The organism is Bradyrhizobium sp. (assembly GCF_035484855.1).
In the GTDB taxonomy this organism is placed as follows: Bacteria; Pseudomonadota; Alphaproteobacteria; order Rhizobiales; family Xanthobacteraceae; genus Bradyrhizobium.
Window position 1 is genome coordinate 1 of record NZ_DATHOP010000163.1, and the last position, 25487, is coordinate 25487.

A 25487-nucleotide genomic window follows, 5' to 3' on the forward strand; every position below is an offset into this window, starting at 1 on the left:
CCCTTCAGGTCGCGCGCGACCAGGTCGAGAACGGTGCCCAGATCATCGACGTCAACATGGACGAGGGGCTTCTTGATTCCGAAGCTGCCATGCGGACCTTCCTCAACCTCGTCGCCGCCGAGCCCGACATCGCCCGCGTGCCCGTGATGGTCGACTCCTCGAAATTCTCCGTCATCGAGGCCGGCCTGAAATGCGTGCAGGGCAAGCCGGTGGTGAACTCGATCTCGATGAAGGAAGGCGAGGAGAAATTCATCCACGAGGCGAAGATCGCGCGGCGGCATGGCGCGGCCGTGGTGGTGATGGCGTTCGACGAGGCGGGCCAGGCCGACACCTTTGCGCGCAAGACCGAGATCTGCAGACGCGCCTATCACATCCTGGTCGACCAGCTCGACTTCCCGCCCGAAGACATCATCTTCGATCCCAATATCTTTGCGATCGCGACCGGACTCGAGGAGCACAACAATTACGGCGTCGACTTCATCGAGGCGACACGCTGGATTCGCCAAAACCTGCCGCACGCGCATGTTTCCGGCGGCGTCTCTAATCTTTCCTTCTCGTTCCGCGGCAACGAGCCAGTGCGCGAGGCCATGCATTCGGTGTTTCTGTATCACGCCATCAAGGCCGGCATGGACATGGGCATTGTCAATGCCGGGCAGATGATCGTCTATGACGACATCGATCCCGAACTGCGCAGGACTTGCGAGGACGTCATTCTCAACCGCGATCCGGGCGCGTCCGAGCGGCTGCTGCAGCTCGCCGAAAAATTCCGCGGCAAGGAGAAGCAGACCAAAGAGCAGGATCTGGCCTGGCGCGAATGGCCGGTCGACAAGCGGCTGTCCCACGCGCTGGTGCACGGCATCACCGAATATATCGACGTCGATACCGAGGACGCGCGCAAGCTCGCGACGCGTCCGCTCGACGTCATCGAAGGCCCGCTGATGGCCGGCATGAACATCGTCGGCGACCTCTTCGGCGACGGCAAGATGTTCCTGCCGCAAGTCGTAAAATCGGCACGGGTGATGAAGCAGGCCGTGGCCTATCTGATGCCGTTCATGGAGGAGGAGAAGGCACGCAATCTCGCCAACGGCATCGCAAGCGACGGCCGCAGCTCCGCGGGCAAGATCGTGCTCGCCACCGTCAAGGGCGACGTCCACGATATCGGCAAGAACATCGTCGGCATCGTACTGCAATGTAACAATTTCGAGGTCATCGACCTCGGCGTCATGGTGCCGGCCACGAAAATCATCGAGACCGCGAAGGCGGAGGGCGCCGACATCATCGGCCTGTCCGGCCTGATCACGCCCTCGCTCGACGAGATGAGTCATCTCGCCGGCGAGCTGGAACGCCAGGGCCTGCGCGTGCCGCTTCTGATCGGCGGCGCCACCACCAGCCGCGTCCATACCGCCGTCAAGATCGACCCGAACTATCGCGGCGGGCCGGTGGTGCATGTCAATGACGCCAGCCGCGCGGTCGGCGTTGCGTCGGCGCTGCTGTCGCCCGAGCGACGCGAGGCCTATGCCGCGGAAGTGCGCGCCGACTATGCCAAGATTTCCGCGGCGCATTTTCGCGCCCAGGCCGACAAGAAGCGGCTGAAGCTCATCGATGCCCGCGCCAACGCGGTTGCCATCGATTTCGCGAAGACGCCGCCGAAGCGGCCGGCGTTTTTGGGCATCAAATCGTTCCGGGACTACGATCTCGCGGAGCTTGCCAAATACATCGACTGGACGCCGTTCTTCCAGACCTGGGAGCTGAGCGGACGCTTCCCTGCGATTCTCGACGACGCAAAGGTCGGCGAGGTCGCGCGTTCGCTCTACGACGACGCCCGCAAGATGCTCGACCGCATCGTCAGCGAAAACTGGTTCAGGGCGCAGGCCACCATCGGCTTCTGGCCCGCCAATGCGGTCGGCGACGATATCGCCGTCTATGCCGACGAGGGTCGCAAGGACACAATCGCCACCCTCCACACGCTGCGCCAGCAGCTGGAAAAGCGCGAAGGCCGCTTCAACGCGGCGCTGTCGGATTTCATCGCCCCGCGCGCGAGCGGCGTGCCCGATTACATCGGCGCCTTCGTCGTCACCGCCGGGATCGGCGAGGACGTCATCGCCGACCGCTTCAAGAACGCCAATGACGACTACTCCTCGATCCTGTGCAAGGCGCTGGCCGATCGGCTCGCGGAGGCCTTTGCCGAGCGCATGCATGCCCGCGTCCGCCGCGAATTCTGGGGCTACGCGCCGGACGAGACGCTGTCGCCGGACCAACTCATTCTCGAACAATACAAGGGCATCCGCCCCGCGCCCGGCTATCCCGCGCAGCCCGACCACACCGAGAAGGCGACGTTGTTTACCCTGCTCGATGCGGAAAACACCGCAGGCGTGAAGCTGACCGAAAGCTATGCGATGTGGCCGGGCTCGTCGGTGTCGGGGCTTTATTTCAGCCATCCCGAGAGCTTCTATTTCGGCGTCGGCAAGATCGAGCGCGACCAGGTCGAGGACTATGCCGCGCGCAAGGGATGGAGCGTGGCCGAAGCCGAGCGCTGGCTGGCGCCGGTGTTGAACTACATCCCGGCGCAGGATCGGCCCGCGAAAGGGCCGGTGCCGCCGCTGGCGCCGGCGTCCGTTCCCGCCAATGATGTCGCCTCGCATCCGCCGGGCTGCACCTGCGCGGTGCATCTGGCATATCGCAAGAAGGCGGCCCGGGCGGGTTGAGATGCGGATCTTGCTTCCTTCTCCCCTTGCGGGAGAAGGAAAGAGACCGGCGCTGCTGGCCATATAATGGATTTGTAACTGGCCGACCGCTGCGAATCACCCGCCTAATGGGCGCTAGGCCAACGGAGACAGACCGTGTCGCGCCACCACATCCTGCCGCCGATCGTGTACACGCCGGCGCCGCCGAAGCCGAAGGAAACCCGGCGACGGCGCGGCGTCGGCTATGCCGAGGCTACCGACGAGACCGAGGAAGCCGGCGAGAGTTCGCAGTCGTCTGCGGCGCACGCCGCGGCCGCCCTGCCGCAGCATTCGCGACCGATTGAGGCCGCCGAGCGCAGGGTCCATTCGCCCAACGGCAAGCTCAGCGACGGCACGCTGAAGGAATTGCTGCTGGCGCAGGAACACGACCAGGACAGCGCGCCGGTGGTTGGCGGCGCGGCGCCGAATAAGAATGTGTGATCTGCGTCGGAGCCGATGTTGCCGCACACGCCGATCGACTCTTGGTCGGCTTGCCGTGCCGAAAGCCGCGTGGTTCATTCTTCCCACGGGTTATTTTTTGAACTCGGCTGGAGCTGGCGATGCGCTTTCGCGTGGTAACGCTCAATCTCGAGCAGGATCACAAGCGATGGGATGAACGCCGTCGCCTTGTCGTCGAGGGCATGAAGGCCCTCGAACCCGATATCATTGCGCTCAACGAAGTGAGCATCGCCCGGCAGACGGCTCGGGAATTGCGGCGGGAATTGCAAGGGAATATCGGCTCAGTGCGGGGTGTCGACTACAATTTGGTGCAGCAGACGCGCGTCAACGGCCTGGCTCCGGTCGAAGGCGAGGCGCTGCTCACCCGCTTTGCCGTCATCGAAACCGGAAACCTCGACTTCCAGGCACGGGATATGGTGGCGCAGGTCGCCCGCATTCTGGTAGGCGGCAAGCCGTTGGATGTCTACGTAACGCATCTCTACATGTCGCGTGGCGACGACTCTCTTCGGCTGTTTCAGGTGCAGCAGCTCCTGGCATGGATCGACAGGCGAGATGACGTAGCCGACTGCATTGTCTGCGGAGATTTCAACGCGACATTGGACATGCCCTCTGCCGCCCTGATGGCAGGCCGATTTCGTCCTTCCCAGACGTCGGCTACTGCATTCACGGCGCTCACTGGGCGGGATGGCACGATATCGCATCCCTATTGGCCGCGGATGGACCGGTGCATCGACTATATTTGGACTACCGGCGCGATCGAGACCGTGGCGAGCGGTGTCTGCTTCGACAAGCCCGACGCTGCCGATCCATCGCTATGGCCATCGGATCATGCCGGAGTCTGGGCGGATCTCGAGTTCTGATCGATGCGGACGGCCCCGGCCGTCTTGTCCATCAGGAACAGGCGGATGTCGCGTTGCGGCATTGCTCGAGCATCCTCCCCCTGCAAGCAATCGACTGGCGCGAGCCGGCGGTGTTGGCTAACCTTCCCCTCATAAAAACAGAGGAAACGCCAAGTGTACGACTTCATCATCGTCGGCGGCGGCTCGGCGGGCTCGGTGCTGGCGCACCGGCTCTCCGCCGGGAGCGCCAACAAGGTCCTGCTCTGCGAGGCCGGACAGGACACCCCGCCCGGCAACGAGCCGCCCGAGATTCGCGACAGCTATTCGGGCATGGCCTACTTCGATCCGCGCTTCCACTGGACCGAGCTCAAGGTCACGACCCAGATCGTCAGCCACAACAATCCGGAAGCCGATCGCCCGCCCTTACGCAAATACGAGCAGGCGCGCGTGTTGGGCGGCGGGTCCTCGATCAACGGCCAGATGGCCAACCGCGGCGCGCCGACCGACTACGACGAATGGGAGGCGCGGGGTGCTTCGGGCTGGAGCTGGAAGGACGTGCTGCCCTATTTCAGGAAGGTCGAGCGCGACCTCGATTTCGACGGGCCGTTCCACGGCAAGGACGGCCGCATCCCGGTCCGGCGCATCCCGCCGGAGCATTGGACCCGGCTCGCGCAAGCCGCCGGCGAGGCCTGCAAGCTCGCCGGCTACGCCTTCGTGCCCGACCAGAACGGCGAGTTCGTCGAAGGCTATTTTCCGGTGACGCACTCCAATCAGTCCGAGCAACGCGTCTCCGCGGCGATGGGCTATCTCGATCGCGACACCCGCAAGCGCGCCAATCTGACGATCTCGACCGACACCCAGGTCAAGGAACTGCTGTTCGAAGGCACGCGATGCATCGGCGTGAGGGCGCTGGTTGCCGGCCAGGAGCAGGAATTCCTCGGCCGCGAGGTCGTGCTCTCCTGCGGCGCGATCCACTCGCCGGCGCATCTGCTGCGCGCCGGCATCGGCCCGGTCGGGCATCTCAAGGACATGGGCATCCCGATCGTGATGGGGCTGGAGGGCGTCGGCCAGCGCCTGATGGATCACCCCTCGATCGCGCTGTCGTCCTTCATCCACCGTGGCGCGCGCATGAACGAGCATACGCGGCGCCACGTCCAGGTCGGGCTGCGCTATTCCTCGGGGCTACCAGGCGTGCCGATGGGCGACATGTTCGTCGTGGTGTTGAGCAAATCCGCCTGGCATGCGGTGGGCGAGCAGATCGGCTCGCTGCTCACCTTCGTCAACAAGACCTACTCCGAGACCGGGCAGGTCAAGCTCGCCTCGCGCGACCCGCGCAAGGAGCCGATCGTCGAGTTCAACCTGTTGTCCGACCGGCGCGACCTCGAACGGCTGATGAGCGGCTTTCGCAAGGCGGCGGGCCTGCAGATTAGCGCGCCGATGAAGGCCGTGACCGACAAGCCCTTCCCGGCTTCGTATTCCGACCGCGTGCGAAAGATCGGCGTCGTCAACACCAGGAACAAGGTCCTCACGAAAATCGCCGCCACGATGATGGACGGGCCGGCGGCGCTGCGCCATTACATGATCGACAACTTCGTCGTCGAAGGATTCACGTTCGACCAGGTCATGAACGACGACGAGGCCCTGGAAGCCTTCGTGCGCAAGGCGGCGATCGGCGTCTGGCATGCCTCGTGCTCATGCCGCATGGGCCGGCCCGACGACCCGATGGCGGTGGTCGACACCCAGGGCCGCGTCAAGGGCGTGCAGGGCCTTCGCGTGGTCGACGCCTCGATCTTCCCGGTGGTGCCGTGCGCCAACACCAATTTTCCGACCCTGATGACGGCCGAGAAGATTGCGGAGACGATGCTGTGAAGGCCATTGCGAAGACCGGCGAGCCCGCGCGCCGCCGTCTTTCACGCCGCGCGCTATTGGCCGGAATGGCCGCCGCGCCGTTCGTCCGCGGCGCCAGCGCGCAAGGCTCGTGGCCGAACCGGCCGCTGCAGGTCATGGTGCCTTATCCGCCGGCCGGCGGCGCCGACACCACCGCGCGGATCCTCTACGCCAAGGTCGGTGCGATTCTGGGCCAGCAGTTCGTCATCGAAAATCGAGGCGGGGCCGGCGGCACCATCGGTGAAGCCCTGGTCGCGAAGGCTGTCCCCGACGGCTACAGCATCCTGCATGACGCCACCGCTTTTTCGGTCAACGGCGCGCTCTATTCGAACCTTCCGTTCGACTACAACAGGGATTTCGACGCCGTGGCCCTGGTGTCGCTGGTGCCTAATATCCTGGTGGTGACGCCATCATTGCCGGTGAAGACGCTGGCTGACGTCATCGCCTATGCCAAAGCCGCGCCTGACGGCATCGACATTGCGTCCTCGGGCAACGGCACGCTGCAGCATCTCTCCCTCGAAATGTTCCGCTTCATGACCGGAGCCAAGGTGAACCATGTGCCCTATCGCGGCGGCGGTCCTGCGCTCAACGACGTCATCGCCGGGCAGGTGAAGTTTTACTTCGCCAACGGATCGGCGGTGGTCGGCATGATCCAGGGCGGCCAGGTCAAGGCCATCGCGCACACCGGCAAGGGCCGGCTGAAAAGCCTGCCCGACGTTCCGCCGGCCTCCGACACGCTGCCCGGCTTCGAAGCCTATGAATGGAACGGCGTGTTCGTGCCGCATGGCACGCCGCCTGAAATCGTGAGCACCCTCAGCGGCGCGATCAACGAAGCGATCGGCTCGCCTGAGGTCAAGGAGCGCTTCGAGCACCTCAACATCGACAGCCGGCCGAACACGCCGGAAGAATTCCGCGCCTTCGTCAAGGACCAGATGGAGCGCTGGAGCAAGGTGGTGAAGGAAGCCAACATCAAGCTGGGCTAAGCCGTAGTGGCGCTGCGATGGGTCGCAGCAGTCCAAGGCGGATCACCCTTGCGCGCCCAAGTCCGGCCGGCCCGAGGCCGGCCAGATATTGCAAGACGTCTAGCGCTCGGCGTTCACGAGCTGATAGGCGCCGCGCTCGAACGTGTCGTAGACCGAGAGCGCCTTGGCGTCGGCGAACGGCAGATACTGCATCATGATCACGCCGGCGATGCCGCGGGTGGGATCGATCCAGAAGTAGGTGTTGTTGATGCCGCCCCAGCTCAGGCTGCCGGGCGAGCGCTTGCCTTGTACCTGATCGACCGTGATGAGGAAGCCCAATCCCCATTTGTCGCGTCCGTCCGCGATGAAGGTGAAGTCGGCGCTGCGCGGCAGCGCGCTCTTGAGCGCGGGGACCGAGACCGCGCCGATGTGGTTCTGGCCCATCAGCGCCACCGTCTCGGCCTTGAGCACGCGGACGCCATCGAGCGTGCCGCCGTTGAGCAGCATGCGCGTGAAGCGCCCGTAGTCATCCGCAGTCGAGGCGAGCCCGCCGCCGCCGACCGGCGCCGCGATGGTGAGCGGGGGCTGGGGATTCTGCAGTTCGATGGCGCCGTCCATGTGCTCGCCGGCGCGCTGCTGTTGCGCGACGAGGCGCGGCCCTTTTGCTTCCGGCACGTTGTAGGAGGTGTCATCCATCTTGAGCGGGACAAAGATATGATCGTGGAAGTAATCCTCGAGCTTCTGGCCCGACAGCACCTCGACCAGCCGGCCCACGACATCAACGCTGGTGCCGTAGTGCCAGCGCTGGCCCGGATCGAACAACAGCGGTCCGCCGAACGGATAGGTTTCGCCGACGCGCGGCTTGAAGTCGCGCAAGGTCGCGCTGGTGAAGGGATAGCCCAGGCCGGAGGTATGTGTCAGGAATTGCCTGACCGTCGGCGCGCTCGCTGACGGGCGGAGCTTGTAGGCGCCGGTCGCAGCATCAAAGGATTCGAAGACCTTCACCCCGGCAAGCTCCGGCAGATATTTTTCGGCCGGGTCATCGAGGGCGATGCGGCCTTGCTCGACGAATTGCATCAAGGCCACCGAAGTGACCGGCTTGGTCATCGAGGCGATACGAAACAGCGCGTCTCGCGTGAGCGGGCGCCCGGTCGCGACATCGGCCACGCCGAATGCGCTCTGATAAAGCACGCGCTCGCGATCGGTGATCAGTGCGACCACGCCCGGCACGTCCTTGCGCTCGACCGCGCCGCGCAGGCTACTATCCAAAGCTGTACTCCCTGGCGAATTTTGTGCGCATGCGGTGCCAACCGAAGCAGCAAGCACAATTCCTATCGTGAAGACAACTCCAGCGGTCTTTCGATTCATGGAAGCCTCCCTGTTGCGGTAGCCCGGGTATCGCGCGCGCAGCTCTCCCGAGGCCTAAATTTCTTGTTCGACGCCGGCTCGACGAGGCGACAAAAGACGGCGCCACATCGGCATGTCGGCTGCGACATTAGCATTTGCGATTGGCCGAGTCTCGAATCCTCTCGACTGCGAGTTGCTCGCGCGATGCCAGCGGCTAACGCCGATTGACAATGCGCGCTGTGGGCAGCGGCGTCGTTTCGAAGCCACGCAACAATCCTCAACTATCCGAGGCGTCGGATGTGGGACGTTGCCCACATGAACTCGATCGACGTAAGGCGCCGCGCGACGAAACATATCTTTGGCGTCAAGCCGACCTATGCATCGACGAAATCGAACGAATCCTTCCAGCGCACCACGCGCGCGCTGGAGGGCGAGGGAAAATGCGCGGTGCACATCAGCGTCGACGTATCGCAGAAGCGGCCGAACAATTGGCGCCGCGACACGCCGGCGATCGCGGAGTCGTAATCCGACATCATACCGAGTTCGGGATAGCGGGCCTGCAGCGGCGAGTGGATCATATCGCCGGTGATGACGGCGTCGGCGCCCTCCTTGCCGACATGCACCGAATAATGGTCGATGGTGTGGCCGGGCGTCGGTATCAGCGTCATCAGGTCGTTGAACGCATACGCGCTCTTGACGATGTCGACGCGGTTGGCGGCGACGATCGGCAGCACGGAATCGGTAATCCACGGACACGCCGCCGGGTCGTCCCTGTGCCGCGTGGTCCAGTAATCCAGTTCGCGGTCGGCGAAGACGTAGCGCGCCTTCGGGAAGGTCGGAACCCAGCGGCCGTTATCGAGCCGCGTGTTCCAGCCGACATGGTCGGTGTGCAGATGCGTGCACATCACGAAATCGATGTCGCCGACGCCGTATCCGCTGGCCGCCAGATTCTTCTCGTAGCGATCGGAATTCATCATGTTCCAAAAGGGCCGCGTCGGCCGCGGCTTGTGGTTGCCGACGCAGCTGTCGATCATGATGGTGTGGTGCGGCGTCTTGACGATGTAGCTCTGGATGCAGAGCATCAACTCATCCTTGGGGCCGATGAATTTTGGTTGCAGCCAGCTCCGATTTTCGTCCAGCAGCTCTTTCGTCAGCTTCGGGAAAAATTGCAGCGCCTCGAAGAACGGACCCTCCTGCTCGACGATGCGGTGGATCGTGACGTTGCCGACTTCAAACTTCGTGCGCACGATGGGCCTCCGTGTAATTTCTCGCTATGTCCTGGCGGTCGCCATATAGGCATGCTCCAGCCGGTACGGCAGGTCGGCCTCGGAGGTCTCGGCCTCCAGCACGATCGATCCCCGCGCCAGCGCATAGACGCGATCGGCAAGCGCGAGCGCCTTCTCGATCAACTGCTCGACCAAGAGCACCGCGGTGCCGTTCTCACGCAGCCGCTGCATCACGACCAGCACGCGATCCACCAGCACCGGCGACAGCCCGGCCGACGGCTCGTCGAGCATCAGCAATTTTGGCCGGCGCACCAGGCCCTGCGCTACCGCGAGAATCTGCTGCTGGCCGCCGGAGAGCGCGGCCGCGCGCTCGCTGCGCTTGGCGGCGATTTCGGGGAACAGCGCGAGTGCCTCCTCGACCCGTGTCGCGCGCTCGTGGCGCGGCAGGTCGTAGACCGCGAGCAGCAAATTATCGAGCACGCTGAGCTGCGTGAACACCCGGTGTCCCTCGATGACATGCGACAGCCCGGCCTTGACGGTGTCGCGCGGACTTAAGCCTGCGAGATCGCGGCCGCCGAACTGCACGCGTCCCGACCAGGGCAACAAGCCCGACACCGCGCGCAGCAGCGTGGTCTTGCCGGCGCCGTTCGGGCCGAGCAGCGCCACCACCTCGCCCGCGCCGACCTTGAGGTCGACGCCGCGCAGCACGCCGATCTTGCCATAGCCACTGGAGAGGCCGGCGACGTCGAGCAGCGGATCAGGCGCCGAGATAGGCATTGACCACCTCCCGATGCGCGCGGATTTCGGCCGGAGTGCCGGCCGCCAGTATCTTGCCGAGGTTGAGAACGGTGACGTGATGGCAGATGTCGAAGATCAGGTCGGGGTGATGTTCCACCACCAGCACGCCGGTGCCGGCGCGCGCGATCGCCGCGATCAGTTCGCCGAGCCGCTCTATCTCCTCGGCCGAGAGACCGGCCGCGGGCTCGTCGAGCAACAGGAAGGCCGGCCGCAGCATCAAGGCACGGGCGATCTCGGTGAAGCGCAGCTCGCTGTGCTGCAGCCGGTCGGCGCGCACGGCGGCAAGCCGCTCCAGCCCGACCGCCGCGAGCGCCAGCATCGCGGTATCGCGGAGCCTTGCTTCGTCGCGGCGGTGGCGCGGCAGCGACAGCAGCGATTCGACGAACGTGCCCTTGCCGTCGATGGTGCCGCCGATCATGACGTTCTCCAGCACCGAGGCGGAGCCGACGATGCGCGGGGTCTGGAAGGTTCGCGCGATCCGCATCTCGGCGCGGCGGTGGCGCGCATGCTCGTGCATCGCGGCGCCGTTCAGCCGGATCGCGCCCCGCTTCGGCGCGTAGTAGCCCGAGATCACGTTCAGCGTCGTGGTCTTGCCGCTGCCGTTGGGGCCGATCAGCCCGTGCACCTGTCCGGCCCGGATCTCCAGGTCGAGCCCGTCGATCGCCTGGACGCCGCCGAAACTCAGCGCCACCTGCTCCAGCGTCAGCGCGCCTGCGTCGGGCGCGGTACCCAGCAGCGGGCCGAGCAGATCGGGCCGCGGCACGATCGCGCGGCCACTCTCGAGCGGTCGGCGGTTCTTGAAATCGAGGATCTCGGCAATGCCGCCGGGGATCGCGAGCACGATGACGAGCAGCAGCACCGCATAGAGAAAGGTCGACCACGCCACCAGCGGCGCTGCGAATTCCGGCAGCACGGTCAAAAGAATCGTGCCGAGCAGCGGTCCGAGGATCGAGCCGCGCCCGCCGATCAGGATGGCGATGAAGAACAGGATCGACAGGTCGATCGTGAAGGCATCAGGTGTGATGTAGGATTGCAGTGAGGCGAACAGCCCGCCGGCGACGCCGGCGACAGCGCCGCTGAACAGGAACACCATCCCGAGCAGCGAGGGCTTGGCGATGCCACAGGCTTCGGCCGCGACCTCCGCGTCGCGGATCGCGGTGAGCGCGCGGCCGAAGCGGCTGGCCGCGATGTTCGCGGTCATCCAGGTGCAGATCGCGGCGAGGGCGAAGCAGAAATAATAGAAGCCCCATTGCGAATCGAACGGTGCGGGGAATACCGGCCCGGCAACGCCGACGCCGCCGCCGGTGACGCTCTGCCAGGCCAGCGCCACTTGGGTGACGATGGTGGCGAAGCCGAGCGTGGTGATGGCGAAATAGAAGGTGCGCAGCCGCAGCGCCGGCAGGCCGACGATCAGGCCGAACACGGCGCCGACTACGGCCGCGATCGCCAGCGCCAGATAGGGCGGCACCTCCGGCGTGGCGTTGCCGGCGACCAGCACGCTGGTGGTGTAAGCGCCGAGCGTCAGCAGCGCCACCCAGCCGATCGCGATCTGGCCGCCGAAGCCGACAACCAAGTTGAGGCCCGACACCAGCACCCAATAGACGCAGGCGCGGGTTGCGATCACGCCCCAATAGCCGCCGCCGAACAGCGGGAACGCAAGCCCTGCGACGAGCAGCGCCAGGAAGGGCAGCGCCGCGCTGAACATGCTTGACGAGCCAGTCGCGTCGGCGCGGCCGCGGCCCAACTGGGTTGCCTGCATGTCCATCAAACGCGTCGCGGCAGGCTTGCGCCGGCGAGACCCTCGGGGCGCGCCAGCAGGACGATGATGAAGACGGTGAACACCGCGACCGAAGCGAAGATGCCGCCGACCAGGAAGTTGGCGGTTTGCTGGAACAATCCGAGCAGCAGGCCGGCGACCACGGCGCCGCGGTTGTTGCCCATGCCGCCGAGCGCCACGGGCACGAACCCATAGAAGGTCAGCATCGGCGCATTGGCGAAGAACGCCAGCAGCATCTCGCCGCCCGCAAAGCCCGCCAGCGCGCCGATGGCGCCGGCCAGCGCAAAGCTCGCCATCCGCAAGGTGCGCTCGGGAAGGCCGAGCGCGCGGGCGGCGAAACTGTCCTCGGCGATCGCGAGGAAGGCGTGGCCGACCAGGGTATGGCGATAGAGCAGTTCGAGGCCGATGGTCACCACCGCGCAGGCCAGCATCGGCAGCCAGAACAGCTGGTCGAAGCCGCCGCGGGCGACATCGAACAGCCGCGGAAACGGCTGCGCATCCGTGCCCCATTCGATCGCGGTGAACTGCTGGACCATCAGCGCCAGCGCCAGCGTGGAAAGCACGTAGAGATGCTGGTCGAGGCTCTTGAGCACCGGCCGCACCGCGACGATCTCGGTGACGATGCCGAGCAGCGCGCCGCCGGCCAGTGCAAGCAGCAAGCCGGCAGCGACCGGCATGCCCATCCGCGCGATGAACAGCGAGCCCAGCACGCCGCCGATCATCCCGAGCGTGCCCGCGGTGAAGCTGAACACGCGCGAGGCGGAGAACATCACATTATAGGTGATGGCGATCAGTGCGTAGATGCAGCCGATCGCCAGCCCCGTCAGGACGATGGATTGGACCATCGGGTTCAGGAACCGTACCCGGGAGCCAGGTTGAACGCGCCGTCCTTCAGCGAATTGGCCTCGACCATCACCACCTCGCTGTCGGGGTAACCGTCGTGCTTGTCGGCGGTAAACGAGATGTCGCCGTAGACGCCGGGGAATTCCTTGAGCTTGTTGAGATAGCCGACGATGGCCTCCGGCTCGGCGCCGGCGCTCTTGATGGCGTCGGCGACCATTCGCGGCGTGTCATAGCCGAGCGCGATCCACCATAGCAGCGTGTCGCTCATGTCGATCTTGGCGCTCTTCAGGCGGTCGACGAAGGCAGTGGTGCGATCCGTCAGCTTGCCGCCGGTGGCGTAGCAGACCGGGCGGAAATTGTTCGGATACACCTTGGCCCAGTATTCCGGCTTGTCCAGCAGCGCCTTGGTCTGGCCGGAGCCGAGCGTGGTCTGGCCGATGATCGGCACATCCCATCCCATCTGGCCGCGGGTGTTGATGATGCGCGACAGGAAACCGGCATTGACGCTCCAGGGCATGATCGCCTCCGCGCCCGCCGACTGCATCCGCAGCAACTCCGGCTTGAGGTCCGGATTGGCGGCGTCGACATTGCCCTGATAGACGACCTCGGCGCCGATGCCCTTGAGCATCGGCACATAGGCGTTGACGGAGGCGGTGCCATAGCCGGTGGTGTCGCTGACGACCGCGACCTTCTTGCGCTTGAGCACGTCAACCACATACTTGTTGGCGGCGCCGCCGATCTGCTGGTTGGTGGGCGCGTTGCGGAAGCACATCGGATATTTCTTCGGGTCGGTCAGGGTGTCGACCCAGCAGGGGTGGATCTGCGGGGTGTTGGCGCGCGCGAGCAGCGGCACCACCGCAAGCGACTCGCCGGAATTGACCGGACCGATGATGACGCTGACCTTCTGCCCGTGGGTGAGTTCGGCAGCGCCGTTCACCGCCTTGGTTGGATCGCTCTGGGTATCGCGGGTGATCAGTTCGACCTGCCGCCCGTCGATGCCGCCGGCCGCGTTGATTTCCTGCACCGCGAGCTGAACTCCGCGATTGATCCCGATACCGGTGGACGACGATGGACCGGTGAGCGCCGGAAGATAGCCGATCAGGATCGGATCCTTGGCCGCGATCGCGGGCTTGCTGATCATGGAGCCTGCAATGACGGCAGCGCCGGACGCCAGCGCTTGACGACGAGTCAACGACATCTTGAATTCTCCCTTAGCGTGAGCCTTGAAGCACTCCCGAACTTGTCGAGGTTTCTTGGACCTCTTGGACTTCCGGGCTGGACTATAGCCTCCGCTTGAGGGTCCGCAAGACGCGCTTCGCCGTCGCGGACTGAAACTTCAGTATGGGGGGCGTGTGATGCGTGGAGTGGGCCGCGGATGTGGGACGCGCGGGGCTTCCCAGAATTTGTGCAGTGCGTGCAGCGGCTTGTATTGCATGCCGGTTGTCAGGGTCATCCTCCCGGCCGTCGCGCCAGTTGCATCAAATGCAGGCATCAGCCGGGCGCTGGTCAGGACTCAATCGCTCGCCAGGTCCACTGTTCCGGTTCGATCCGCTACGGTATCCTACTCAAGGCCCGGGGAAGCATCGGCGACGGAGCAGGACCTTGCAACAGCCACCCAATCATCATCTCGCACAACTGAACATCGGCCGCATCCGATACGACATCGACGATCCGCGCATGGCGGATTTCACCAACAACCTTGCATTGGTAAACGGCATTGCCGAACGCAGCACAGGCTTCGTCTGGCGCTATGCCGGCGAGAGCGGCAACGCCACCGACACGCGGCCTTTTGCCGACCCGCGCATCATCGTCAATTTTTCGGTCTGGGAGAGCGTCGATGCGCTCGAACGCTTTGTCTGGCAGACGGTCCATAAGCGCTTCTATGGCCGCCGCGCCGACTGGTTCGAGCATTTCGATGGACCATCCGTCGCATTGTGGTGGGTGCCGATCGGCCACCGGCCCGATGTCGAGGAGGCTGTCGCGCGCATCGAGCATCTGAAGCAGCATGGTCCTGATGATCACGCGTTCGACTGGCAAACCGCGTCCGCACAACTCTGGAAGACGGCGCGTTGCGCGCCTCCGGGACAGGTCGCGTAATTCAAGGCGATCGACCAGTCTTCTTCGCGAGACTCATATCAAGATGGATAGGTGCCCGGAGCGCCCTGTTCTGGAACGGCAATTCGAAGTTGCCTCACCGAATGCGGAAGTGGCAGTCAATCACCAATGACCGCGGCTGCGGCCCCAGTATCCGCCGCCACCAAACACCAGCACGACCAAAACGATAATGAGGATCAATTCCATGAGAATTCTCCGTTGATGCCGACGGCGTTATGCCGCGCACCCAAGCAGTCAACGGCAGCTTCAGAGTATTGTTCCGGGGAAGCCAATTTGCATTGGGTCGAGGATCGCGCAAACGGATCGCACTGTCGCACTGCGGTGTAACAATCCGACGCGCGCCATGGAACAAGCGACCCGGATAAAGGTTGCCCAGCAACGAAACCGAAATTGACCCACGGGATTTCGGGATCGGGGGAGAACCAGGCCATGCGTGTCTCGATCCTCGCGTTATCCGTGCTCGGAATTCTCGTCAGTGCCGGCGCGGTCAAGGCCGGTCCGAGCACGACCGACCGCGAGCTGTCGGCCCCCGCCCAACCGGTATCCTTGACCGACGAAGCGACCCAGCAGACCGAAGACCAGATCGGCCTCGACAAGACAGCGCGTCGCGACGTGCAGCGCCGGCTGACCCGTCTCGGCTTCGACACCAGGATCAACGGAAAGTTCGACGACCACACCCGCGCCGTCATCACGCGCTGGCAGGCCGCGCGCGGCTATCCCGCCACCGGCTTCCTCGACACGCCGCAGCATGATGCGCTGCTGGCCGAGAGCGTCTCGGCCGCGCACGCCGACGCCGGCAACGCCGACGATGTCAATGGCGACCATCCGGCCCATCATCACGATCTTCATCATCACCGTAGCAGCGGCGGTCCAGGCGGCCTGATCGGCGGCGTGGTCGGCGGACTGTTCGGACACCGGTGAGAGTGCGATAGCAATCGAATGCTCCCTCGCCCCGCTCTTCGCGGGGAGAGGGTCGGGGTGAGGGGCTGCCTCAGCGAGCACGACTCGCGGAGAGAGCCCCTCACCCGGCGCTTCGCGCCGACCTCTCCCCGCGAAGAGCGGGGAGAGGTGACTCGCACCGTTCAATTCACCGACATATCCAGCGGCGGCGCCATGTTGCCGGGCAGCGGGCTGACATAGGGCACCCGCGCAGTGCGCTTCTTGAGATCGGCTTTGGCGGCGGCGATCAGGTCCGGCTCCAGCAGCGCCTGGACGCCCAATCCGGCCATCGCTTTCGCCGCCTGCACCATGGCCTTGTGGGCGTGCGCGCTCTTGCCCTGCGCCACCACCTGCCAAGTGTGCAGTGGCGTGCCGATCGCGATCGTCGGCGCATGGAGCTGGACGGTCGGCACCACCCAGCTGACGTCGCCGACATCGGTCGAGCCGATCAGCGGGTTGCGCCTTGCATCGAGCGGCACCAGGAAATCGGCGAGCGGCCGGTCGGTCTCCTCCATGCCGATGGCGTGATAGACGCTGGCGATGTCCTTCTCGCTCAGCGTGGCGCGGATCTTTCCCGCAAAATCCATGTCCGCCTCGTCGAAATGCGGCGGACCGAGTTCCTCCATGATCCGGTGCAACATCTGCTCCAGCGGCGTGTTCGGCAGCAGGTTCGAGACGGCGGAAATGATCCGCATCTCCATCTTGGTCTCGGTCATCAGCGCTGCGCCCTGCGCGATCTTGTGGACGCGTTCCACCAGCTCGTTCATGCCGGGCAGGTCGCGGGCGCGGATCGAATAGCGCACGCGGGCATGGGCCTGCACCACATTGGGCGCGATGCCGCCGGTATCGAGCAATGCATAATGCACGCGGGCGTCGCTCGGCATGTGCTCGCGCATGTAGTTGACGCCGACATTCATCAGCTCCACCGCGTCCAGCGCGCTGCGGCCGAGATGCGGCGAGGCGGCGGCATGCGAGGCGCGGCCGGTGAAGATGAAATCGGCGCGGGTGTTGGCCAGCGACGGCGTCACCGACACTTCCCAGAAACTGTGAGGGTGCCAGGAGAGCGCGATGTCGGCATCGTCGAACACCCCGGAGCGCACCATGAAGGTTTTGGCGGCGCCGCCCTCCTCCGCCGGACAGCCGTGATAGCGCACGCGCCCGGGCACTTTTTGCGCGGCGAGCCAGTCTTTCAGCGCGGTCGCGGCAAGCAGCGCGGCCGAGCCGAGCAGGTTGTGGCCGCAGCCATGGCCATGCCCTCCGGCCTCAACCGGCCGCGGCTCCGCCACATCGGCTTCCTGGCTCAGACCCGGCAGCGCATCATATTCGCCGAGGAAGGCGATGACAGGACCGCCCTCGCCCCATTCGCCCATCAGCGCGGTCGGAATCCCGGCGACATTCTCGGTGATGCGGAAACCGTGATGGCGCAGCTCGGCGAGATGTTCGGCCGACGAGCGCGCCTCGGTGTAGCAGACCTCGGGCATCGCCCAGACCCGGTCGGCGAGTTCGATGAAGCGCCCCTTGATCGTGTCGACGCCACGCCAGATGTCGCTGCGGTTGTCCATCGGTTGCGCTCCTGATGCTGTGTGAGGAAGGAAGCGTAGCAGCTCCGCGGGACAGCGCCTAGCGCGGGCGGAGGCAGCTGCCATGCGGACGGCGTGAAGGCAATCCAACGCCGTCATTGCGAGCGCAGCGAAGCAATCCATGGCGCAACAAGAAGCCTCGTAGCCCGGGTGGAGCGAAGCGCAACCCGGGGTTCCACCGCAACTACGGTCCCCGGGTTTCGCTTCGCTCCACCCGGGCTACAGGTCGCAATGACGGCAAGACACACCTTCGCGATCTCGCCGCATGTATTTTTTTGCGCGAGGTATTCCTTTATTCCCGCCCTCCGAAATGAGGGCGCAGGGAATGCCGGGCGGCCGATGCGCCCGATAGCCGTGTGTGCAATGGTAGTGGGTAGAGCGCACACACGTTAGCAGGTCACACCGGAATCACCCGGCATTCCCCACGCAATGGTTTTACGGCTGCTACGTGCTCGCCCCGGTGCTCCGGGCTTGTTGGCCACCGTCATCCGCGCTCCTTAACGCGAACTTGACACCAGCGTCGGGGTGCCAGGCCCACACGTCTTTGCCGTACGCTTCCGGCGCCATTCGTCAAAGGCACCCTCAGCGTCCACCGCATCCCGCCCCGCGTTCGCGACGATCATGATACGCCCCTTTTGATGGGGCGGGACGGGGAGCAATATAGGATAATCAGAATATTCGGTAAAGCAGAATATTTTTGCGGGATGGGCTTGACATGCAGGTCGGAGGAGAACCTTGGGGGCCTTAGTGATTTGCCCGTCGGGCAAATCACTAAAGCAGATAAGGGCGGGCTACGACCCCAACCTCTGGACACGTGGATTCACCAAAGCACTGCGAGCGACGATCATAAACTTTGCCTCTGCTATTGCTTTCTTCCAGCAAGGCGTGTGGTTCCCGCCCTCATCGAATCGGGATTGATCCCGAAATCCTAGCCAACGGGCAGGATGAGATTCGTAACGCGTTCGATCACTGCACCCGCGCTCTTCCAATAATTCTTTGAACGCTGAAAGACGTGAGGCGTCGCAATAAATTAAAATGTCAAAAAACCTTTTTCTCGGCGCAAGCATAAAAATCAAAACTATCAGTACCTTATTGTTTTTTTGCATCCTCAGATAAAATATTAGTGAACATCTTGAAATGCCAGATTTCGTAATTTTTCCGACTAACTGGCATTCAGTTTTGAATCGCTAGTCGAATTCTAAAATGCAGTCACGCGCCAAACGACCGTATGCGAACTCTTACTATGGGTGCGCGTTGATAATAAGCTAGGCAAAATTTTCGAGCGGAGCGGCCAGTAAGAAATGCCTGCAATATCGAAGTTTCTGTGGGATCTATATGCGTTGCGGACGCACCCCGCTCGGTTAATCCATTGACAAGAACCCGCGGAAGGCCAGATGAATTGTACCAGGACGTTAGGAGTCCTGCAGCTAACATGATCTGCGTGTAGCGAAAATGGGTGTAGTGACCCCCACAAGTTGACCTGTCAGGGTAAAGGCCATGCCTAAGGTAGCTGGCGAACGGTCTGTTCGGCACGACCAGACCGTTACGGAAAGCAAGTCGAGCCTCCAATTGCCTAAGGTGCCTTGGGATGCGGTTATTAAGCTTTCCGCCGCCCTAGGGTCCGTTGGGTTCGTGGGAGCAGTCGCATTAGCGGGCTACTCATACAGTTCGCCTAAGGGTCTTGATGCGATCGTGGCAGCTCTACTGTTTCTAGCGATTTTTTTCGGAGTGCTCTGGCGGGATTGGTACGGTATTCGATGGGGGAAGAAGGATTGAGGCAGGATAAAAGGGCTTTAGGGCCGGCAGGACATCCTTAAAATTAGCTTTGGCTGTTTTAGTATTCCCTCTCGCGCGGAGGAAGTGTTGGTCCATAATACATTCATAAGTTGAGTTTCTTGGACGCGAGGGAACGAGTTGGCTGCCTCTGCCTTCGACCAGCGGTGATAAACTGCGTCATGTTCTTGTACTGACCACATCTTGCCCTGCATCGTGGGCTCAATATAAGACAATCATCAATCTCTGATTGAGTCGAAAGCGCTGTAGGCGACAAAAATGCGTGCTCAGGGGACGAACAGGAGGAGCAGTGAGAGGGTAAGCAGGGGACCGTTATGGGCATGCAAGAAGGCTATGCGGAGCTCGATATTCTTCGAGACTTCATTGACTTCATCAATCAGCAAGTTGGCGTCTATTGCGATTGCTTGTCCGGATTCGAGGGCAACAAAGTTCGAATAGAGCGACAGATTTCAAGGGTTACGCGACCCACTTCGCGTCGAATTGAGGAAGGTCAGCCAGTCATCGTTTGGACAAGTCTGGAAGACCCAAGCCGCCCGGATATCATCCACAACAAGATCACGCGGTCCGACGAATTCATTCGCGCTAATTCGGAGGCGGGTTTCAATGAGCGGCAAATATGTTGGTCAATCATTGTATTCATATTCGCTCACTGGGACGAAAAGGTTCGGCCCGAAATTGCCAATATGAGAGGCGTTCAACCCAACGACGTTAGGATCAATGCGTTGGGCGACTTACGCATTTTGCGTAAAAGTATCGTTCACAATGAAGGCGTGATCTCTGCGGAAGACTATAGAAAAATAAAGAAGATGGCTGACCTATTTTCGCCAAACGCTACAATAAACTTAGATCATGATCAGATGCACAAGCTCTTCATCTTCCTCAAGCAGGCTATTGCAGAATTGATCCTTCATCACACGGGCGATCTTCCAGGAGCACCGAAGGCATCTGACTTGACAGACATTGCGATACAAAATGCCGGAACCGCGCGCCTACGGAATCCATACGGGTTCTGGACGACTAGCTGGAGTCCCAAGAAGTGAGAGAGAGCCAGCGGACAACGGTTAAGGGTGTCCTACCCTCTCCCTCATCGCTCGTGAGCAGCCCCTTCACCGCCGCGCCCAGCCGGCTAGCTTCCGCTCCCGCGTCGCCGCGCTCATCGCCGGCTTGAACCTATGCTCCAGCCGCCAGCCGTCGGCGAATTTCGCGGACCAGCGCGCCTCGGCGGATTTATTTCGAATTCGTGCAACATCTGACGACCATCACGCCTCTTTGACCGGTCTGATGGCCCTTGATCGCCGTCTTGAGCTGGTCGAGGGTAACGTCGCGGGGCACGTCGAGCATCTTGTCCAGGGTGTAGAGTTCGAAGAGATAGTGATGAGCCTGCAGATCGGCTCCGGGCAGTGGACCGATGTAGCCATTCGTCAGAAAGCTGAGTTGAAAAGCCCCGGCGGGCAACATGGCGGTCCGGCCTCGGGTGGTGTTTTCCGCCAGAAGGCGGGTGCTGGGCGGCATGTTGATGACTGCCCACAGCAAACGGTCCTGCGGATTGCCGCCCGAACTGGTTTCCATGTCGATCATGGCCAGGACGACGGATACCGTTCCCGGCGGCGGTTCAGTCCAGACCAGCGGCGGCGAGATCGGATCGAACGTCACCATTTTTGCAGCGTTGGCGGCGTACTTCAGCGGTAGCCACCCGTAATCGGCAAAAGCCGATGATCTGATCGTCGGTTGCCGCGGATACCCCGGGCCTGGCTCAACGACCGGCGCAGGGCCGCCGCCGCTGACCGGCTCCGCAACCGAACTCGGTTTCGGAACCACGATCGTCGGGCCGGGTGGAGGAGCAGCGCTCCCGGCGTTCTGTGCTGTCGCAGCGTCAAGGTTGCCCGCGAGCATCGCCAATATCACGAGCCATCGCTTCACGCGCATGGTGCCTTCCTTTTGTCGTCCGGGAGCCGCTGCCGAAACCATCCCGCAACTCGCTAATTCGATCCATCGCAACAGGGCGTGATCATCACCGCCTTGTTGCCGGTGAGATGGCCTTCCATTGCGGCTAGGATGTCGTCGCGGCTGGCGTCTTCCGGGACGTTCAACTTCTTGTCCAGAGGATAAAGCTTCCAATAGTACGTCCAGCGACCCTCCGCGTTTTGTCTGGCCGCAGGCCCGATCCAGCCATTGCTCCGGAAGCTCAGATGAAACGCGCCCGCCGGGAGCTTCGAGGAGTCGTTCCCATTTGGTATCCCTTCCGGCAACGACCGGACGTTTCCCGGAATATTGACGACAGCCCACATCAAGGTGTCGATATGATCGGACACCATCAGGACGAAAGCATTTGTCCCTTCGGGCACGTTGCTCCACTCGATCGGCGGATTGACCGCGCCGTTATTCATCCCGGGGGGCACCACAATGCTGGGGCGCGTCCCGGTTTGGCTGTATTTCAGCGGCAGGGGTTCCATGTCCTTCACGGTCGGCGAGGAGAGCGTCAGTTGCGGCGGCGTCGTGTTTTCTGCGGCCATCGTGGCGTCAATCGCGCCGAGACCTGTCATCAGCGCCAAAACCCGCAACAGATTGCATTTCATTTGCATTTTTTCCTCCCCGCCCGTAGCCGCCGCCATTGTCAACTAGCTTGCGTATCGCGAGTTTGCGCTTTCAGGCCGATGATATTTGAAGGCTCATCGACACTACTCGGCTCATTCGACAATATCACAACGCACACCGCTCGGTCGCCAAGCAACGCTGGGCCTTACCCCTCGCCCTCGTCGCTCGCCAGCAATCCCTTCACCGCCCGCGCCCATCCCGCAAGTTTCCGCTCCCGCGTCGCCGCGCTCATCGCCGGCTTGAGTCCATTTCGCATCAATGCGGCTCAAACATCGCCGCCCAGTTCGCCAGCGTTGCACGCGACTGGTGCTCGAACGAGCCCAGCTGAGCCTCCTGCCAGATCTCGATCGAACCCGCACCGAGAGAAATACCCTTCCGAAGTGTGCCTTCGAAATCTGTTGGAACCACGTGGAGTGTCTGGAATGTGATGTTGGGCCCGAATTTGCGTTCGAACACATAGACCGGAAGGATCGAGGGCGGCGTCTTGGTATCGAGATCGTGATTGCTCAGGATGCAGCGCAGCCCGGCTTTCAGGCGGCATCTACGCATGATCCGCTCGCTGACGGCATAGTCCTCTTGCTGGAACAGCCCGCTAAACCCGTTGATCGAAAACTCCAGCCGCGTCGTTTTCCAGGCCTCATAATCGTCAATGGCGTTCGTCAGGCATTCCTTATACAAGGCGTCGTTAAATCCGGCTTTGTGCAGACCGGGGGCCGGAAATGCCGGCACCGGGTCGGGCGCCGGGTTCTTCTTCGTGAATGTCGGCTCCTTGAGATTGAGGAAGAACGGCTCGGCGGAAAAGCTCGTGCAGGATGTGACCGAAATCTCCTGGATCAGCGGGTTCGCGTCGTACTTTTCGGCGAGCCGCGTCAGGAAACGCCTCCAGGCCTTCGAATAGTTCGAGCCGGTTTCCCAGAATTTGCCGAGCACGCATTTTTCCGGTTTTCCATCGTATTCGCCTTCGAGTGTGATCGGAAAGCCGGTGTCCGTTTCCATAGCCCACTTCGGCGCGTCGTTTTCGTCGGCGCTGCACCCGGTAAATATCCGAAGCCTGACGCCGAGCTGCCGATTGTTCGGCGCCGGCAGCGCCGTAGCGGCGGCGTTGTATTGGGTCAAATTATTATATTGGGTCAAATTATTGATGACCGTATTGGAATTCCCGCTGAGGATATCATCGATGATGGAAGTCTCGAGTTGGGTCTCATTGTCCGGCTGAAAATCCCTCCACCTGGCCTGGACCACGAGTCCGCCGAAGATTCCGATCATGTCAGCTGGCGTAACCGTTCCGGTAACGTCATTGAGCGCGGACAGCGTATTCGGCTGGGCGCCGGTGGAAATGAGACCGGTGATGGCCGGCTTGATCGCCGGATCGGCTAGCGCGGGGCCCAGCGGCAGCAGTGCCAGCATTGCGCCCAGGGTGAGAAAGTGAGCGCGACTGGTCACGTGCATTGCCATTAACCTTCCCGGTTACCGAGCGCGCGAGACGGCGCTGTTGATTCGGCCTGATAACGATGCTTAATTGCGGAACCTCTTATAATAACGGCCGCATACTTCTGCAATTATGGTCCCTCTCCTTGCCAGGCGATCCAGAACCGGACCGGGCGGGCACGAGTCAGAGCGTGCCGACAGCGAGATGAATTCGACCGATCACGCGCTGCCACCGCATTTGTTGACGGTCGCTGACGCGCGATCGGCTGCCTGCCGCGCATTTCGGCTTTGCCTGGGAGCCCTGGTATGGGCGGCGCTGCTGTGCCTGACGCCACCGGCGATGGCCGACTTTACACAGGCGAATGTACCAAAGCTCACCGCCAGCGACCCGGTTGGAAGCGCCGGGAGGCAGGGCTTCTCCGTGGCGGTCTCTGGCGACGGCAATACCGCCATTATCGGCGCGCCGTTTGATGCCGGCGGCGCGGGGGCGGCGTGGATCTTCACGCGCAGCGGCGAGACGTGGACCCTGCGGCAAAAGCTGACCGCCGACGACGCGAGTGGATGCTCGAAGGCTGACTTGTCGGCATGCCCGCAGTTTGGCTGGTCGGTCGCGCTGTCGGCCGACGGCAACACCGCCATCGTCGGCGGGCCGGGCGACAACAATTCGAGCGGTGCGGCGTGGGTGTTCACGCAGAGCAAGGGCGTGTGGAGCAATCCGGGCATAAAGCTCCTCGGCACCGACGCGGTCGGAGCCGCGGAGCAAGGCTACTCCGTCGCACTGTCCGCCAACGGCACCACCGCGATCATCGGCGGCTGGGCCGACAACAGCGCGCTCGGCGCGGCGTGGGTGTTCAGGCGGAACGGCACGCAGTGGAATCAGCGGGGCGCAAAAATTGTCGGCACCGGCACGACTTCGCCTACCGACATCTTTCAAGGCTTTTCGGTCGCACTCTCCGGCGACGGCCGCGTCGCCATCGTTGGCGGGCCGGACGATGGCATCGTCATCGGCCCCGCGCCCGACTACGCCGTTACGGAGCCGCCCATCGGCGCAGCGTTTGTATTCGTGTGGAGCGACGGCCTGTGGATCCAGGAGACCAAGCTTGTCGGCACGAATGGAAACGAGAGCGGGAACGAATCCGAGCAAGGCTTCTCCGTCGCGCTGTCTCGTGACGGCAGCACTGCGATCGTGGGCGGGCCGGGCGTGGAAACGCTCGGGCCCGGTACCTCCAACGCGACCTTCCAGACCTGCTCTAAGACCGACGAGCCGACCAGCCCGATCTGCAAGGGCGGGACGATTTCACCACCCCAGACCGAGACGACCGTAGCCATGAGCAATGGCGCGGCATGGGTGTTTACGCGCAGCAGGGAAGGATGGGGTCCGCAGGGGGGAACGATGCGGGCTGGCACTCCGGCACCCAGCAGCAATCCAGGGCAAGGCTTCTCCGTCGCGTTGAACGATCGCGGCAACACCATGCTGTTGGGCGCACCGAGTGACAACGCCAATACCGGGGCGGCCTGGGCGTTCACCTTGAGTAGCGGAACGTGGACTCCAGAGGCAAAAAAGTTGGTCGGTACCGGCGCGGTCGGAGCCGCCGGCCAAGGAGCCTCCGTCGCGCTATCGCGCAACGGCAGTACCGCGATCATCGGCGGACCGCTCGACCAGGATGCAACCGGCGCCGCCTGGGCGTTCGTGCAGCTTTTCACTCTGACCGTGAGCGACAACGGCGCCGGCACGATTTCGAGCAGCCGGTCCAACGTCGATTGCCAGACCGAGTGCAGTTCGAGCTATCTCGGCGGCACCCGGGTTACGCTCACCGCGACGCCGCAAAGCGGCTATGTCTTCGCCGGGTGGAGCGGCGCGTGCAGCGGCACCGGAAGCTGCGTCGTGACCATGAGCATGGCAGAAAACGTGACCGCCACGTTCGCGCCGGCGCCCAACTTCACATTTGTTTCCGGCGCCGGCGACGACGGCAATCCGTGCAGCCGCGAGGCGCCTTGCAGGACCTTTGCGGCGGCGATCTCCAAGACCAAAGCCGGCGGCGAGATCGACGTTCTCGATCCGGGCGGATACGGCCCCGTCACCATCACGAAGTCGATTACCATCGACGGGAAGGGAATGGCCTCCATTCTGGCGTCAGGAACCAACGGTATTACCGTCAACGCCGGATCAACCGA

The 25487-nt window shown here is 63.1% G+C and carries 19 protein-coding genes and 3 pseudogenes; 10 read left to right on the plus strand and 12 right to left on the minus strand.

What is annotated here, in order from left to right:
* The 5 genes from metH to VK804_RS18505 all read left to right on the plus strand — a co-directional run.
* Window positions 1-2705 (plus strand): methionine synthase (gene metH, locus VK804_RS18485; protein ID WP_325372867.1); only part of this gene is annotated, 2705 nt, incomplete at its 5' end.
* Between the two features lie 135 nt (window positions 2706-2840).
* Complete coding sequence (locus VK804_RS18490) at window positions 2841-3164, plus strand: hypothetical protein (RefSeq protein WP_325372869.1); 324 nt, start codon at window positions 2841-2843, stop codon at window positions 3162-3164.
* Window positions 3165-3283: 119 nt separating this feature from the next.
* Window positions 3284-4042, plus strand: coding sequence for an endonuclease/exonuclease/phosphatase family protein (locus VK804_RS18495; RefSeq protein WP_325372871.1), 759 nt, complete (start codon window positions 3284-3286; stop codon window positions 4040-4042).
* A 153-nt stretch (window positions 4043-4195) separates the two neighbouring features.
* On the plus strand, window positions 4196-5890 hold the full coding sequence (locus VK804_RS18500; RefSeq protein WP_325372873.1) for a GMC family oxidoreductase: 1695 nt from the start codon (window positions 4196-4198) through the stop codon (window positions 5888-5890).
* Complete coding sequence (locus tag VK804_RS18505) at window positions 5887-6891, plus strand: tripartite tricarboxylate transporter substrate binding protein (protein ID WP_325372876.1); 1005 nt, start codon at window positions 5887-5889, stop codon at window positions 6889-6891. The genes VK804_RS18500 and VK804_RS18505 overlap by 4 nt, the downstream gene beginning before the upstream one ends.
* Before the next feature lie 99 nt (window positions 6892-6990).
* Here the strand turns inward: VK804_RS18505 and VK804_RS18510 are convergent, their stop codons facing one another.
* From VK804_RS18510 to VK804_RS18535, 6 genes are all read right to left on the minus strand, one after another.
* On the minus strand, window positions 6991-8139 hold the full coding sequence (locus VK804_RS18510) for a serine hydrolase domain-containing protein (RefSeq protein WP_325372878.1): 1149 nt from the start codon (window positions 8137-8139) through the stop codon (window positions 6991-6993).
* Window positions 8140-8591: 452 nt separating this feature from the next.
* Window positions 8592-9464: an MBL fold metallo-hydrolase gene (locus VK804_RS18515; protein WP_325372880.1), complete on the minus strand. Its 873-nt coding sequence runs from the start codon at window positions 9462-9464 to the stop codon at window positions 8592-8594.
* Between the two features lie 24 nt (window positions 9465-9488).
* Window positions 9489-10220, minus strand: coding sequence for an ABC transporter ATP-binding protein (locus VK804_RS18520; RefSeq protein WP_325372882.1), 732 nt, complete (start codon window positions 10218-10220; stop codon window positions 9489-9491).
* Window positions 10201-12006, minus strand: a complete 1806-nt coding sequence (locus tag VK804_RS18525) for a branched-chain amino acid ABC transporter ATP-binding protein/permease (RefSeq protein ID WP_325372884.1) — start codon at window positions 12004-12006, stop codon at window positions 10201-10203. The genes VK804_RS18520 and VK804_RS18525 overlap by 20 nt, the downstream gene beginning before the upstream one ends.
* The gene (locus VK804_RS18530; RefSeq protein WP_325372886.1) at window positions 12006-12863 is read right to left on the minus strand and encodes a branched-chain amino acid ABC transporter permease; all 858 of its coding nucleotides are present in this window, start codon (window positions 12861-12863) and stop codon (window positions 12006-12008) included. Before VK804_RS18530 ends, VK804_RS18525 begins: the two co-directional genes overlap by 1 nt.
* Window positions 12864-12868: 5 nt before the next feature.
* Complete coding sequence (locus VK804_RS18535; protein WP_325372888.1) at window positions 12869-14059, minus strand: ABC transporter substrate-binding protein; 1191 nt, start codon at window positions 14057-14059, stop codon at window positions 12869-12871.
* 404 nt (window positions 14060-14463) lie between these two features.
* On the opposite strand from VK804_RS18535, the gene VK804_RS18540 reads away from it, so the two are divergent.
* The gene (locus tag VK804_RS18540) at window positions 14464-14958 is read left to right on the plus strand and encodes a DUF3291 domain-containing protein (RefSeq protein WP_325372889.1); all 495 of its coding nucleotides are present in this window, start codon (window positions 14464-14466) and stop codon (window positions 14956-14958) included.
* Between the two features lie 120 nt (window positions 14959-15078).
* Here the strand turns inward: VK804_RS18540 and VK804_RS33080 are convergent, their stop codons facing one another.
* Complete coding sequence (locus tag VK804_RS33080; RefSeq protein WP_422652915.1) at window positions 15079-15162, minus strand: DUF3309 family protein; 84 nt, start codon at window positions 15160-15162, stop codon at window positions 15079-15081.
* A gap of 243 nt (window positions 15163-15405) precedes the next feature.
* Between VK804_RS33080 and VK804_RS18545 the strand changes: the two genes are divergently transcribed.
* The gene (locus VK804_RS18545) at window positions 15406-15897 is read left to right on the plus strand and encodes a peptidoglycan-binding domain-containing protein (RefSeq protein ID WP_325372890.1); all 492 of its coding nucleotides are present in this window, start codon (window positions 15406-15408) and stop codon (window positions 15895-15897) included.
* 161 nt (window positions 15898-16058) lie between these two features.
* Here the strand turns inward: VK804_RS18545 and VK804_RS18550 are convergent, their stop codons facing one another.
* The gene (locus VK804_RS18550; protein WP_325372891.1) at window positions 16059-17477 is read right to left on the minus strand and encodes a M20 family metallopeptidase; all 1419 of its coding nucleotides are present in this window, start codon (window positions 17475-17477) and stop codon (window positions 16059-16061) included.
* Window positions 17478-19603: 2126 nt separating this feature from the next.
* Between VK804_RS18550 and VK804_RS18555 the strand changes: the two genes are divergently transcribed.
* Entirely contained in the window at window positions 19604-20329 is a 726-nt protein-coding gene (locus tag VK804_RS18555) for a hypothetical protein (RefSeq protein ID WP_325372892.1), read from the plus strand.
* Here VK804_RS18555 and VK804_RS18560 read toward each other — a convergent pair.
* The 4 genes and pseudogenes from VK804_RS18560 to VK804_RS18575 form a co-directional block, all read right to left on the minus strand.
* A pseudogene (locus VK804_RS18560) lies at window positions 20307-20491 on the minus strand (hypothetical protein); the annotation flags it as partial. The gene VK804_RS18555 and the pseudogene VK804_RS18560 sit on opposite strands and share 23 nt — an antisense overlap.
* Before the next feature lie 25 nt (window positions 20492-20516).
* Window positions 20517-21215 (minus strand): YbhB/YbcL family Raf kinase inhibitor-like protein, encoded by a 699-nt coding sequence (locus tag VK804_RS18565; protein ID WP_325372894.1) that lies wholly within the window; start codon window positions 21213-21215, stop codon window positions 20517-20519.
* Between the two features lie 53 nt (window positions 21216-21268).
* Complete coding sequence (locus VK804_RS18570; RefSeq protein WP_325372896.1) at window positions 21269-21865, minus strand: YbhB/YbcL family Raf kinase inhibitor-like protein; 597 nt, start codon at window positions 21863-21865, stop codon at window positions 21269-21271.
* A 274-nt stretch (window positions 21866-22139) separates the two neighbouring features.
* Window positions 22140-23327, minus strand: a complete 1188-nt coding sequence (locus tag VK804_RS18575) for a hypothetical protein (protein WP_325372898.1) — start codon at window positions 23325-23327, stop codon at window positions 22140-22142.
* 325 nt (window positions 23328-23652) lie between these two features.
* Between VK804_RS18575 and VK804_RS18580 the strand changes: the two are divergent.
* Together VK804_RS18580 and VK804_RS18585 are read left to right on the plus strand one after the other, a co-directional pair.
* A pseudogene (locus VK804_RS18580) lies at window positions 23653-25182 on the plus strand (InlB B-repeat-containing protein); the annotation flags it as partial.
* Between the two features lie 21 nt (window positions 25183-25203).
* A pseudogene (locus VK804_RS18585) lies at window positions 25204-25487 on the plus strand (right-handed parallel beta-helix repeat-containing protein); the annotation flags it as partial.